Raw genomic sequence first — 14,390 nt, forward strand, 5'->3', positions numbered from 1 at the left:
AAAATGTAAAAGAATTTTCGATTCATGTGTTCTACTGTTCAGTTATCAAGGTTCCTGTCGCTTTGACAGCTTTGATATTTTATCATATCTCTTTCAGCTTGTCAATAACTTTTTTTAAAAAGTTTTTTCAGCCATTCAGCTGAGCCGTTCTTTTTTTTCGACAGCCATACTAGATCATCACATCTGCATCGCTTTGTCAAGAACTTTTTAAAACTTTTTTATCGACCGAAGTCGTCTTTCTGTTCTTTGTGACAGCTAAATTATATTACCATTCTTTTTTCCTCCTGTCAACAGTATTTTACATTTTTTTCACCAACATCAAACACAACCGTTTCTATATCCATATCAGAAAAACAGACATGAAAGCTGCATAAGGCACTTTATAAACATAACGATACCAAAATGCAGCTCCTACAAAGCATTACTTTCTGTATAAAAGAGGATAACTTTTTCTGTCTGCTCCTGCCAAAAGAACATAAAAGACAATTCCCAGAATACCTGCTCCTGTCACACACTGCCATGCAGTCATTACCGTTCCCGTTTTCAGCACGCCGCCTATCAGCCATTGTGAGCTATACATCGAAGCCCCTAAAAAGATATTGGAAACCGAAGAAATTCTTCCTCTGTGAGATGCAGGAATTCTCCTGGTAAGATAAGGATACGACCCCAGCGTAGTCATAATTTCTCCTATCGTAAACAGAACCATGGACACATAATACATAGGAATTATCCCCTGTATGAATCTATACATAGCAAGGCTGACACTCACCAGTATCTGCCCAATCAGCAGCTTATCCACGTCACCCAGACCTGCTGCCCACTTTGTCAAAAGGGGGGTTCCGATAATCACCACAAGTCCATTCAAGCTGGTCATGAAACCAAAGTAAACTGCCCCTTTCCCACCATACAGGCTTTCCATATTCAACGGAATCAGGAAATTAAACTGTGCATAGGAAAATTCATATACCGCCCAGCAAATCAGAAAAAACAAAATCACCTTCTGTCCGGATAATATCTGCCAGGTAGACTGTCTATCCCGCGCTTTCTCATAAACATTTTCCGCTTCCTGCACCGGTGTAATATCTTTAATAAAGAGCAGAATCAAAATGGTGGACGACAGTGTGGTCAGTCCGTCAATGGCATAAGCCAGCCCCAGATGATTCTGAAACAGAATCCCCCCTATAGAAGGCGCCAGAATCAAACCCAGGTTCAGCCCCAGGTAAATCAGACTGTAGGCCTTCTCCCTGTTTTCAGTAGTGCTCAAATCCGCCACCAGGGCGTCATAAGACGGATTTTCCATGGTTTGGAATACCCCTGCCGTAAAAAACAGGAGAATCTGTGTCATGGATACGGGAAGAAACGCCGCTGTCAGATAGCAGATGACCGTCACCAAATCGCACACCACAATAAGTTTTTTCTTATTGCAATGGTCTGCCAATTTTCCTCCTATCAGATTTACCGGAAACTGTACAATTCCCATAGAAATCGTAATTTTTGCAATTTCTCCGGCATCCATCCCCAACTTATTGCTCAAAATCAACGTCAGCATAGGCCATATCATAGCCCCCATATTGGTCGCTGCCTTCCCCCAGAAAAGCACATACAGTTCCCGCCGCAAGCCTCTATACTGTCCAAACATTTTGTCAAATATCTTTTTCATATGTCTTTTCCCCTTAAATGTATTCCATAGCCTCCTTAATATTGGCTACTCCAATAAGCTTTATCTTATATTTTCCCTGTATTCCCTCCACATTGGTTTTTGGCATAATGCAGGCCGTAAAGCCCAGCTTTTGAGCTTCCCGCACCCTGGTTTCCGCCATGCTGACGCCACGAACTTCCCCCGAAAGTCCCACCTCTCCAAAGATTAAAGTTCCCTCATCTATTACCTGATTTTTATAACTGGACACAATAGAAAGTACAATGCCCAAATCAATGGCCGGCTCTCCCAGTTTCATGCCTCCTGCCAGATTCACATAAGCATCACAATCTCCCAGACGCAAACCGGCTCTTTTTTCCAACACAGCCATCAAAAGATTCACACGGTTGTAGTCAATACCCACAGAAGTCCGCCTTGGCAGTCCGAAGTTGGTTCTGGTTACCAGCGCCTGAATTTCTATGAGGATGGGGCGGGTTCCCTCCACAGAACAGACCACCGTAGTTCCGGACGCATCAGTGGGACGCCCATTTAACATGGCCTGGGAAGGATTTTTCACCTCTTCCAACCCTTTTTCCTGCATTTCAAAAACCCCGATTTCATTGGTAGAACCAAAGCGGTTTTTCACTCCTCGCAAAATTCGGTAAGCAAGCTGGCGGTCTCCTTCAAAATACAAAACAGTGTCTACCATATGTTCCAGTACTCTCGGTCCTGCCACACTGCCATCCTTTGTCACATGCCCCACAATAAAGACGGAAATCCCCAGTCCCTTGGCAATCTGCATCAGAATTCCCGTGGATTCCCGAACCTGTGAAACACTGCCCGGTGCAGAAGACACCTCTTCGTTATACATGGTCTGAATGGAATCAATCACCACCGCTTCTGGCTTCAGCCGTTCAATGGTACTGCGGATAATTTCCAGATTTGTTTCACACAAAAGATAAAGATGTTCATTAAATTCTCCGATTCGCTTTGCCCTCAGCTTAATCTGACGCAGGGATTCTTCCCCGGATATATACAAGACCTTATGCTGCTGCAAAGTCAACTGCCTGCACACCTGTAAAAGCAGGGTGGACTTTCCGATACCGGGGTCACCGCCTACCAGTACCATAGAGCCGGGCACAATGCCGCCGCCTAAAACCCTGTCTAACTCCTCCATATTGGTTTTGATTCTGTCCTCTTCCCTGACCTGAATTTCGGAAAGCCGAACCGGTTCGTTTCTCTTTCCTGTCTGACCCTCCGTTCCGGAGATCCCTTTAGCTGCAGCACCTTTTCCTGCCCCAGAAACGCTCTCCTCCACAAAAGTATTCCACTCCCTGCAGCCCGGACACTGTCCCAGCCACTTTGAAGATTCATATCCACAGTTCTGACAAAAAAATACACTTTTTTTCCCTTTTGCCATATCTCTTTTCTCTTCCTCCTGTTCTGCCCACTCAAATACGGTCTGCTGCAAAAGAAAAAAGCAGAGCCGGGAAGTCACTCACCCGACTCTGCATATCGTCTTTTTTATTCTGTAAGACAATCACCACAAAGACCGACCGTTCAGACTCTTTCAATGCTCACAGAAACCTGCTCTGCCTGTTCCAGTTCCACACTGAAAGATAATTTTCCTCCCAGATTTGTCTTCATCTGTCCTGCCTCTTCCCCGTCAATGGTTACTTTATACTCTGCATCTTCTTCCAATTCCACGGTAATCTGCGCATCTTTTGGACCTTCTACAGTAAAACTCATTCCTGTTTCTTCTGTATGCAGATTCAATACAGTAGTGCCTGGTACAGATTCGTAGACAAACATTCCGTTTCGTTCCAGTTTTGTAATTTCATTATATGTTTTAACTTTGTACATATCTCCGTCATACTCAAAATCGGATAATTTTGATTTTTGTGTCAACTCATAGTTGCCAAAGCTGATTTTGCCGTTTTCTTCTGTACGAATTAATTCTTTTACCACTGACATAGTTATGTCCTCCCGCTTACGTCTTTCGTTTCTTCGATTCCTTTACAGAACCGTTCTTTTTTGTATATCAATGTTACCATAAACACACAAATTTTTCTAGTCATTCTGTACATTTACCATAAATTTTATAGTTTGTTTAGACAGTCCAATAGTAACGCTGTTACCGGCCTGAACCCGCCCCTCCAGAATTTCCTCTGCCATAGCATCTTCAATTTTGTTCTGAATGGCTCTCTTTAAAGGTCTCGCCCCATATTTCGGGTCGAAGCCTTCTTTTGCAATAAGCTCTTTCACACTGTCTCTGACTTTTACCTCTATATCCATCTGCACCTTGCAGCGGGTCACAAATTCTTTCAGAAGCAGTCCCGTGATTTTCTTGATTTCCTCTTTATTCAGCATATGGAAGACAATAATATCGTCGATTCGGTTCAGAAATTCCGGACGGAACAGACGCTTTACTTCCTCCATGACACTGTCTTTCATCTTTTTATAATCTGCTGACGCGCTGTCTGCTGCCCCGAATCCCAGCTTTTTGGGCTCTACAATGGACTGGGCGCCTGCATTGGACGTCATAATAATAATGGTTTCCTTAAAATCCACCTTTCGGCCCTGAGCGTCTGTAATATGTCCGTCGTCCAGTACCTGCAGAAGAATGTTAAACACATCCGGGTGCGCTTTCTCAATCTCATCAAAGAGCAGCACGCTGTAAGGATTCCGCCGCACTTTTTCGCTTAATTGTCCGCCTTCCTCATACCCTACATATCCCGGAGGAGAACCTATCAGTTTGGACACACTGTGTTTTTCCATGTATTCGGACATGTCCACACGAATCATAGCGTCTTCTCTGCCGAAAACCGCTTCCGCCAGTGCTTTGGAAAGTTCTGTCTTTCCCACACCCGTAGGTCCCAGAAGGAGGAAAGAACCAATGGGACGTTTTGGATCTTTTAAACCTACCCGGCCTCTTTTTACCGCTTTTGCCACGGCTCTCACTGCTTCCTCCTGACCAATCACTCGCTTATGCAGAATCGTTTCCAGCCTGGCCAGACGTTTGGATTCACCCTCTGTCAGCTTCTTCACCGGAATCTTAGTCCATTCTGCCACTACCTGTGCCACCTGGTCTTCGGTAACAACCAGCCTTTTCCGCTTACACTGTTTTTCAAAACGCTCTCTTGCCTTTTCCAGCTGTTCTTCGGTTTCTTTCTGCTCCTGCTGCAGCTGTTTTGCCAGCACAAAGTCCTGCTGCTTCACCGCTTCCTCTTTTTCCTGATACAGACTTCTGAGATGTTTCTCCATCTCCACCAGACCGTCCGGGGTTTTGTATCCGTCCAACTGCACTTTTGAGCAGGCCTCATCCAGCAAATCCAGGGCTTTATCCGGCAGAAAACGGTCATTGATATAGCGGATTCCCATAGCCACGGCTGCCTTTACCGCACTTTCTTCAATGGCAACACCGTGATGTTTTTCATAATAAGGTACCAGACCTCTCAAAATTTCCTCTGCCTCTTCTTTTGCGGGTTCCTCCACCATGACAGGCTGGAAGCGTCTCTCCAATGCCGCATCCTTTTCAATATGTTTGCGGTATTCTTCAATGGTTGTGGCGCCAATAAGCTGGATTTCGCCTCTGGAAAGAGCCGGCTTCAAAATATTGGAGGCGTCCAGCGCCCCCTCCGCACCGCCTGCACCGATTAACGTGTGCAGTTCATCCAGAAACAGCAGGATTCTTCTGTCACCGGAAACCTCTGCAATCACCCGCTTAATGCGTTCTTCAAACTCTCCCCGATACTTGGACCCTGCTACCATAGCAGACAAATCCAATATCACAATCCGCTTATCTGCCATACTTTCCGGTACCAGACCTCTGACTATCTGCTGGGCAAGCCCTTCGGTAATAGCTGTCTTTCCCACACCCGGCTCTCCAATCAGACAGGGATTGTTTTTCATCCTTCTGCTGAGAATCTGAATCATGCGGTTAATTTCCTTTTCTCTTCCCACAACAGGGTCTAACAATCCTCTTGCTGCCATTTCTGTCAAATCCCGGCCATACTGTGCCAGCATAGGTGTTGAGGATTTTTTGCTGCCTTTTAAAGAGCCTCCGAAAGAGTCCTCCTTCGTCAGCACGCCTTCTCTTCCCAGCGTTTTCATCACTTCTGCATAAAGGGCCTGGATATTGACTCCCATAGTGTGCAGAAGCCGCGCAGCCACACAATCGTATTCTTTTAACATGGCAATCAAAAGATGTTCTGTCCCCACTTCCCGGCTTTCCATCTTTTCCGCCTCTTCTCTAGCCAAAGCAAGCACCTGCCTGGCTCTGGGCGTATAGCCCTGGGGCTCTTCTAAAAGCACACCGCAGGATGGCGCTACCAGGTTTTCTGTCAGTTCCTGCAGCTTTTCTTTTGTCACACCGGCCTCTCCCAAAAGAATGCCCGCTGTAGTCTGCTCTCCTGCCAGAAGCCCTGCCAGAATGTGCTCTGTCCCAATATAATTATGACTGCAGGCTCTTGCTGTCTGTTCAGCAGTTTTCAATGCCTTCAGTGCCCATTTTGAATATTGATTCCTCATGCAAATCTCCCATTCTATTTATACTTTATACTCTTCAAAAATCTCGTCAATTAAGGCATGAACCTCTTCCCGCGTAATGTTTTTACAGCAGCCTTTTGCCAGCACTACCAGAAGATTTTCTTTCATTTCCTCCAAAGCCCGGATTTTATTCTCATCAATAGAAATCACCGCCCCTTTGCGGCGGTCAATGGTAACAAAGCCTTCCTGCCTCAAAACGGAATACGCCTTATTTACCGTATGCATATTAATCCCTACGGTATCGGCAAGCTGCCGCACGGAAGGCAGTGTTTCTCCGATTTTCAGCTGGTCTGTGGCAATGCCCATAATAATCTGGTTACAAAGCTGTACATAAATAGCTTCATCACTGTTAAAATCTATTTCTATCAGCATATTCTCACCCGCTTCCTGTTGTTATATTTAATATAGCATAGATAGCACTTCCGGTCAAATCTAATTTCTTCTCTTTACTGTTTTTTCGAGGCTATGTATCCGTACTGTTCCTTTTTCCGGATGAAATAGTAAACCGACAGCAGAACAGTCATAAATTCCGCGCTTGGCACGGCCAGCCACACACCGTCTACCCCTATCAGATACGGCAGTAGCAGAATATTCAGCACAATCATGACAAAGGTGCGGATAAAAGAAATAATGGCCGATATTTTTCCGTCCGAAAAAGCTGTGAACATGGATGATGCAAAGATATTGATTCCGGCAAAAAAGTAATTAAAAGAAAAAAGAAAAAAGCCTGTACGGGCAATTTCGTAAGTCTTGCTTCCCTTCGGGGTAAAAATTTCCACAATCATTCCCCCGGACAGAAGGGCAAAAATCGTAATCAAAACAGACGATATCCCTATAAACCAAAGACAGATTTTAAAAATCCGCTGCAACAATGCTCTGTTTTTTCTCCCGTAATTGAAACTGATAACCGGCGCAACTCCCATGGAAAATCCCATATACAGGGCATTAAACAGGAACTGACCATACAGCACAATAGTAATAGCCGCCACACCGGCTTCTCCCAAAAGCCGCATCATGACAATGTTAAAGAGAAAGGTTACCACTGCAGTAGACAAATTGGTCACCATCTCAGAGGAACCGTTAAAGCAGCTTTCTTTTAACACCAGAAAATCAAAACGCGGCTTCACCAGGTACAGGGAGTCCCTTACCCAAAGGAAATACAAAAGCCCTACCACGGCCGGAAGAAGCTGTCCGATTCCGGTGGCCCAAGCTGCGCCTGCAATTCCCATCTGCAAGGGTCCCATAAAAACATAGTCTAAAATCATATTCAAAAGACCGCCGCCTATGGTAAGCGCCAGACCAATAACCGGTTTTCCGGCAGTCACAAAAAAAGTCTGAAACAAAAGCTGCAGTACACAGGCCGGTCCCATAAATATAAGAATCCTCAGATATTCTTCACAATAAGGCATAAGCACATCTGTGGCTCCCAGCATTTTCACCAGAGGTGTCAGGAACATATTTCCTGCTATAAGAAAAAACAGTCCTACTGCAATTCCTGTGACCACAAGAAATGCAAAATCTCCTCTGGCTTCCTCCGGCCGGTGTTCTCCCAGCTTTCGGGCAATCACTGCGCTGCCGCCTGTGGCCAGCATAACTCCCACCGCTATCATCAGACTGATAACCGGATACACAATATTCACAGCAGAAAGCGCCTGGGTATTTACCAGCCTGGATACAAAAATCCCATCCACAATGGTGTAAAGGGACATAAAAACCATCATCACCATGGTTGGAAAGGCAAATTTCAGTAAAGAAAACAGCCTGAAATCTTTTGAAATTGCATTTGACATAATTCTAAAAACCCTCTCTTTTTGCATGATTCTCTGATTATAACACAGAGATTTTTTCGGTGCAAGAAATGAAAAAGGGAATACCGCCCCTGCACTGCCTGCAGCGTCATGCGGTATCCCCATTCCTTTCTTATACTTCGTCAATCGCTTTTCCGATATCGTTTCTCTTATACTTATTGGCAAACTGAATCCATTCCGTTGCCTTATACGCATTGGCTCTTGCCTCTTTCAAATCTGCACCCTTGGCGGTAACACCCAGCACACGACCGCCGTTTGTAACGATTTTACCGTCCTTTAAAGCAGTTCCTGCATGGAACACATAGTAACCGTCTTTATCTTTGAAGTTTTCCAAACCTTCAATGGGGAATCCTTTTTCGTAGGATACCGGATAGCCGTCAGAAGCCAGTACCACGCATACGGCTGCGTTGTTTTCAAACTGCAAGTCCACTTCGTCCAGTTTTCCGTCTACACAGGCTTCAAACACTTCCACAATGTCATTTTTCAGTCTCGGAATGACAACCTGCGCCTCCGGGTCACCGAAACGGGCATTGTATTCCAGCACTTTCGGACCTTTCTCTGTAAGCATTAAACCAAAGAAGATAATGCCCTTAAATTCTCTTCCCTCTGCTGCCATAGCGTCTACGGTAGCCTGATAAATATATTTTTCACAGAAATCATCTACTTCCTCTGTGTAGAAAGGACTTGGGGAGAAAGTACCCATACCGCCGGTATTTAAGCCCTCATCTCCGTCCTTTGCACGTTTGTGGTCCTGAGCGGAAGTCATGGTTTTGATCGTTTTTCCATCCACAAAGGAAAGTACCGAAACCTCACGGCCTGTCATAAACTCCTCTACCACCAGTGTATTTCCAGCAGAACCGAATTTCTTGTCCAGCATAATTTCCTTTACGCCTTCTTCTGCTTCTGCTAAAGTATTGCAGATTAAAACACCTTTTCCCAGCGCCAGACCGTCTGCCTTTAACACGATGGGAAAATCTGCCTTTTCCCAAAGATAAGCCAGCGCCTCGTCCGCACTCTGGAAATTCTCATAGGCTGCAGTAGGAATGTTATATTTTTTCATTAAATCTTTTGAAAAGGCTTTTGAACCTTCCAGAATTGCCGCATTCTTTCTCGGTCCGAATACGCGCAGCCCTTCCTTTTCAAAGACGTCTACCACACCGCCTACCAATGGGTCATCCATACCTACAACAGTTAAATCAATCTCCTTTTCTTTTGCAAAAGCTGCCAGCTTGTCAAATTCCATTGCTCCGATATTGACACATTCTGCTACTTCTGCAATTCCCGCATTTCCCGGCGCACAGTAAATTTTGTCCACTTTCGGACTTTTTGCCACCTTCCATGCAATGGCGTGTTCTCTTCCGCCGCTTCCGATAATTAATACTTTCATGTGTTCCATGCCCCTTTCACGCTTTGATACTTTTTATGCTTCACGGATTTTTACAATTCCGTCTGTAATTTCTACCTTCTGGTTGGCAATCAGGTCAATCGCCTGCGGCATAATCTGCCATTCCGCCTCTTCCATCACTCTCCTCTGCAGAGTTTCCGGTGTATCATCCTGCTGTACTTCTACTGCCTTCTGCAGAATAATGGGACCGGTATCCGTTCCCTCATCTACAAAATGCACGGTAGCGCCAGTCACCTTCGCTCCTCTTTGCAGCACACCCTCATGTACCTTCAAGCCATAGTACCCTGTTCCGCAAAAAGCAGGAATCAGAGATGGGTGAATATTGATAATTCTATTTGGATAGGCTTTTACCATCATTTCCGGAATTACCACCAGACAGCCGGCCAGCACAACCAAATCCACATGATACGACTGTATAGTCTCCAGAAGTGCCCGATTGAAAAGTTCTCTGGATTCGTAGCGTTTCGGCGATACGCACTGCGCCGGAATCCCGTGTTTTTTGGCTCTCTCCAGAGCATAAGCATTTGCGTTGTTACTGATTACCACAGACACCTGTGTATTGGTAATCTTTCCGCTGTCTATGGCGTCTAAAATTGCTTGAAGATTGGTTCCGCCGCCGGATACCAAAACCGCTATTTTCATCATTTTTGTCAGCCTCTCTCTTCGACAGGAAAAGGGCTGCACTGCGGCAACCCTGACTCCCCTTATACTTATACTAATTTTACGCCCTTTTCGCCTGCTTCGATTTTACCCACAACATATGGCGTATCTCCTGCTGCTTTGATGGCTTCCATAGTCTTATCCACATCTTTGGCATCTACAGCTACAATCATTCCAAGACCCATGTTAAAGGTATTGTACATCATAGTTTCTTCGATTTCGCCCACTTTTGCCATTAAGGTAAAGACAGGAGGAATCGGATAGCTGTCTTTTTCAATTACTGCGCACACACCGTCTTTTAACATTCTCGGTACGTTTTCATAGAAACCGCCGCCTGTGATATGGCTGCAGGCTTTTACAGCAACCCCTGCTTCTTTTACGTTCTTTAAGGCTTTTACATAGATTCTGGTAGGCGCCAGAAGAGCTTCGCCCAGTGTTTTACCCAGTTCGTCATAGTAAGTATCCAGCGATTCCTTTGTCATCTCGAACACTTTACGAACCAGAGAAAAGCCATTGCTGTGTACCCCGGAAGAAGCCATACCGATAAGCACGTCTCCATCCTTTAAGTTTTCACCGTTGATTAAGTCTCTGCGTTCTACCACACCTACTGCAAAACCAGCCAGGTCATATTCTTCTTCCGGCATAAGCCCTGGATGTTCTGCGGTTTCGCCGCCGATTAAAGCCGCCTCAGACTGCAGACATCCCTCTGCCACACCTTTTACGATTTCTGCAATTTTTTCCGGATAGTTTTTGCCGCATGCAATGTAATCCAGGAAAAACAGAGGTTCACCGCCTGCACAGGCAATATCGTTGACACACATAGCCACTGCGTCGATACCGATAGTGTCATGTTTGTCCATAAGGTAAGCTAATTTTACTTTTGTACCGCAGCCATCTGTACCGGACAGCAGCACCGGGTCTTCCATTTCTTTGATTTTCTTCAGGGAAAAAGCACCGGAAAATCCGCCTAAACCGCCAAGCACTTCCTCGCGCATGGTTTTCTTTACATGTTCTTTCATTAATTCCACTGACTTGTAACCAGCTTCAATATCTACGCCAGCTTTCTTGTAATCCATTTTTATCCTCCTCGCTTCTTTTCCGTGCTTATTTATAGTTTTTATATCCTACTTCCTGCAGTTTTGCATCTTTTGCTACAACCTGGTCTTTTAACTCTTCTTTGTAGTCTTTCAATTTCTGAAGCAGTTCTGCGTCAGAAGTAGCTAAAATCTTGGCTGCCAGAATTGCCGCATTGGCTCCTCCGTTAATTGCTACCGTCGCAACCGGAATTCCGGAAGGCATCTGTACAATGGAATACAGAGAATCTCTTCCGCCCAGTGAGGTGGTATGCATCGGAATACCGATAACCGGCATTGGGAAAATTGCAGCGCACATACCCGGAAGGTGTGCGGCCATACCTGCTCCTGCGATGATAACTTTAAATCCTTTTTCTTCTGCGGATTTGGCATATTCAAAGAATACATCCGGTTCCCTGTGTGCAGAGATGATTGTCATCTCATACTCAATCCCGAATTTTTCCAGCATGTCTGCCGCTTTGCTCATAACAGGCATATCAGAGTCACTGCCCATAACAATTCCAACTTTTGCCATGATTATTCTCCTTTATCTCTATGATTTAGAATTTCTCCATACAGCACAATTTTACATATTGTGACAGGTCTTGTCAAGCAGGAAACGGCTCATTTAATGCTTCTGTTCCGGGAAGTACAAACCTGCCGTCCTCAATAATGGAAACCCAGTCCCCATGCAGGGTCTGCACTCTTATACTGCCCAGCTCATCATAAGGTATAGTAATATCTGTATGACAGCCCAAATAAGCCTTGCTTATATCCTCTTTTCGCAGAATAGACACCTCGTTATCCCTGGCAATAATCTCTTTTCCGTCCGGATTGTAGACTGCTGTATCCTCGCTCCAACTATAGCAGGTATCCCCCACTGCAAAATGCGGCCCCATCTTTTCCGCAATGAGAATGGGAAGGAGATGGCCTATCTGATATTTCTGTGCCATGACATAAGCCGTAGTGTTGGTTCCTATGGCAAATTCCCCCAAAGGCAGGGTATCATGGTGATATAACAGATTTTCCTTTATAAAATTCTGGTTTTCCTCTTCAGAGGCAAAATTGCTGCAGCTGTAACCGGAAATTCTGCCATCCGAAAATTCCACTTTCAGATTTTTGTACTCCAGTCCGTTTAAGAACACCCTGGAAACCGCCAGCGTTCCGTTTGTACCTTTCAATACCGGGGAAGTAAAGACTTCTCCCACCGGAATGTTGACGTCTGCCACACAGTTTTCAAAGTTGGTCTGTTTTGCCGGATTTTCCAGATGATGAAGTTTTACGGTCAAATCTGTGGCATTTTGGCCTTTTCCTTTAATCTGTACGGTCTCCCCTTTGTCTAAAGCGTCAATGATATTCTGCTGAATTCTGCGGTAAAGCTGATTATCCAGGGTATTGATTTTCACTGTCTCCCGGAAAATTTCTTCAAACTGCTCTCCGATTTCCATAACCGGATAGGCAATGATAGTAAAACTTCTTTCTTCCCCTTTAATATAGCGATTTACAATCTGTCCTGCTTCGTTGTCATAAGTGACCTGCAGCTTCTGCTGATGACTGGTAAGGGTGCAGGCCTCCTTTCTTTTTCCGGGAGCAAACGGTGTTTCTCCAAAGGTTTCCATGCAGGCCGGACCGCCGTGTACAGCCGCCAGACCTTTTACCTGTTCATAAGCCACCTGCAGCACTCTCAGCTTTCTCTGGACAAACTCATGGTCCAGATACAAGGCCGCATCGTCTTTGTGATCATATTCAAACTGTGGGTTTGGAATAGCGCCGTAATACCCGATTCTGTGGTGCTGCTTCTTGTTTACGCTATGAACTGCACTCCGGTAAATCACCGGTTTTAAATCCATGGCCTTAAACTGCTCAATAGCTGCCTTTACCATACGCTCAAATCCCAGTTGGAAACGTATATTCACCGTCTTTTTCTTTGTGATGTCTTTTCCTGTCAGCACAAATCCGGTGCGGTAGCCCTCTGTGAAAGTCCGTGCCATAGCCTGAATTTCCTCTTCAGAAAGAGTATTTAAAAATTTTGCCATACCTATTTCATTTTCCGTGATATATTCCCCAAAGCGATACAGATAACGGATATCCGTCAAATCACTGCTGCAGATAATATTGGCGGCAAAATCAAGAGCCGGGTCTACCCCTTCCTGCACTCTGCGGCCCACCATTTCGTCACTGTAATCGCTGACATACCAGTAAATTGCCTCTTTTACATCTTTTGCAGAAACCTCTTCATCCTCAAAAAGATTGTATATCTGTACAAATAATTCCATTGCCACCGTCATATCAAAAAGCCTGTCTTCGTAAGCAAAGACAATCAGTCCCCGGATTTCTGTATACAAAAAACTTAAAAGCTGCCCGAATTCTTCCCCAAGAGTCTCTGCCGCCCATGTTGGATTTCCATAAGAATGTCCATAGTTTTGAGGCAGAATATCTTCATACAGCTTCTGATTATTGGCCTCCAGTTCCGGAAGTTCTGCGCCTTCCAGCCAGCCCTGCTGCAGTTTTTTGTGCAAATCCGCCACCTGCATAATAAAGGCTGCCGTTGTTTTAAAATAAGTCCCATAAGGTTCTTTTACGACTTCTTCTCCGCTGATTTCCCGGATTCTTTCTTTCATAAGAGAAAAACGTTCCATCATCCATGCATCACTCATTTTTCAAATTTCCTTTCTCCACATTTTTATCTAAAATATCCTCTACATAAGCTTTCATTGTCCGGGAGCTTTCCCCCACACGGCTGTTCCGCTTTTCCACCTGTGAACGGCGGATACCTCTTTCCCTCCAGGATTTTCCGCCTGTGGCATGATTCAGTATCAAAGGCTGCACATTGTCGCACACATGGGCAAACTTTGCCTCCGGTGTCTCGTAAGCATCAAATTCTTCCCACAGCGCACGAAATTTTCCCCCCTGGTCTTTGGGCAGCATGGCAAATATCCGGTCTGCAGCCTTTTCTTCCCGTATTCTCTGGGTCTGCTTTCCCGCCTCATCGTAGGCATATGTATCTCCTGCGTCAATTTCCACCAAATCATGAATCAGTACCATAGTAATGACCTTCAGCAAATCCACTTCTTCGTCCGCATGTTCAGACAGAAGCACAGCCATCAGGGCCAAGTGCCAAGAATGTTCCGCATCGTTTTCCCTGCGTGTTCCGTCAGACAAATACGTCTGTCGGTTGATAAATTTCAGCTTATCCACTTCCAGCAAAAAATCCATCTGCTTTTTCAACCGCTCTTCCATATGTTTTTCCTCCTTCTCTG

12 protein-coding genes are annotated in these 14,390 nt (G+C 45.1%); all 12 read right to left on the bottom strand.

Annotated elements, in window-relative coordinates:
• Positions 1-421: 421 nt before the first annotated feature.
• The 12 genes from G5A70_RS02060 to G5A70_RS02115 all read right to left on the bottom strand — a co-directional run bounded on the left by G5A70_RS02060 (position 422) and on the right by G5A70_RS02115 (position 14,370).
• Positions 422-1,660 carry an MFS transporter gene (locus tag G5A70_RS02060; RefSeq protein ID WP_202031320.1) on the bottom strand — a complete coding sequence of 413 codons (1,239 nt, stop codon included), beginning with the start codon at positions 1,658-1,660 and terminating at the stop codon, positions 422-424.
• Between the two features lie 13 nt (positions 1,661-1,673).
• The gene (gene radA, locus G5A70_RS02065; protein ID WP_173747534.1) at positions 1,674-3,056 is read right to left on the bottom strand and encodes a DNA repair protein RadA; all 1,383 of its coding nucleotides are present in this window, start codon (positions 3,054-3,056) and stop codon (positions 1,674-1,676) included.
• A 140-nt stretch (positions 3,057-3,196) separates the two neighbouring features.
• Complete coding sequence (locus G5A70_RS02070; protein WP_173747536.1) at positions 3,197-3,610, bottom strand: endosialidase; 414 nt, start codon at positions 3,608-3,610, stop codon at positions 3,197-3,199.
• Between the two features lie 96 nt (positions 3,611-3,706).
• Positions 3,707-6,166, bottom strand: a complete 2,460-nt coding sequence (locus G5A70_RS02075) for an ATP-dependent Clp protease ATP-binding subunit (RefSeq protein ID WP_173747538.1) — start codon at positions 6,164-6,166, stop codon at positions 3,707-3,709.
• Positions 6,167-6,184: 18 nt separating this feature from the next.
• Entirely contained in the window at positions 6,185-6,556 is a 372-nt protein-coding gene (locus G5A70_RS02080; protein WP_173747540.1) for a GntR family transcriptional regulator, read from the bottom strand.
• Positions 6,557-6,630: 74 nt separating this feature from the next.
• Positions 6,631-7,974 carry an MATE family efflux transporter gene (locus G5A70_RS02085; protein WP_173747542.1) on the bottom strand — a complete coding sequence of 448 codons (1,344 nt, stop codon included), beginning with the start codon at positions 7,972-7,974 and terminating at the stop codon, positions 6,631-6,633.
• Between the two features lie 130 nt (positions 7,975-8,104).
• Positions 8,105-9,379 (bottom strand): phosphoribosylamine--glycine ligase, encoded by a 1,275-nt coding sequence (gene purD / locus G5A70_RS02090; RefSeq protein WP_173747544.1) that lies wholly within the window; start codon positions 9,377-9,379, stop codon positions 8,105-8,107.
• Positions 9,380-9,412: 33 nt separating this feature from the next.
• Positions 9,413-10,042 carry a phosphoribosylglycinamide formyltransferase gene (gene purN, locus G5A70_RS02095; RefSeq protein WP_173747546.1) on the bottom strand — a complete coding sequence of 210 codons (630 nt, stop codon included), beginning with the start codon at positions 10,040-10,042 and terminating at the stop codon, positions 9,413-9,415.
• 65 nt (positions 10,043-10,107) lie between these two features.
• A complete protein-coding gene (gene purM / locus G5A70_RS02100; RefSeq protein WP_173747548.1) occupies positions 10,108-11,133 on the bottom strand; it encodes a phosphoribosylformylglycinamidine cyclo-ligase in 1,026 nt (341 codons plus the stop codon).
• A gap of 28 nt (positions 11,134-11,161) precedes the next feature.
• Positions 11,162-11,665 (bottom strand): 5-(carboxyamino)imidazole ribonucleotide mutase, encoded by a 504-nt coding sequence (gene purE / locus G5A70_RS02105; protein WP_173747550.1) that lies wholly within the window; start codon positions 11,663-11,665, stop codon positions 11,162-11,164.
• A 73-nt stretch (positions 11,666-11,738) separates the two neighbouring features.
• On the bottom strand, positions 11,739-13,787 hold the full coding sequence (locus G5A70_RS02110; protein ID WP_173747552.1) for an aminopeptidase: 2,049 nt from the start codon (positions 13,785-13,787) through the stop codon (positions 11,739-11,741).
• Positions 13,780-14,370, bottom strand: a complete 591-nt coding sequence (locus G5A70_RS02115; RefSeq protein WP_173747554.1) for an HD domain-containing protein — start codon at positions 14,368-14,370, stop codon at positions 13,780-13,782. Before G5A70_RS02115 ends, G5A70_RS02110 begins: the two co-directional genes overlap by 8 nt.
• Between the last annotated feature and the right edge of the window lie 20 nt (positions 14,371-14,390).

Origin of the sequence: Blautia hansenii, assembly GCF_013304445.1 — a bacterium.
Lineage (GTDB): Bacteria > Bacillota > Clostridia > Lachnospirales > Lachnospiraceae > Blautia.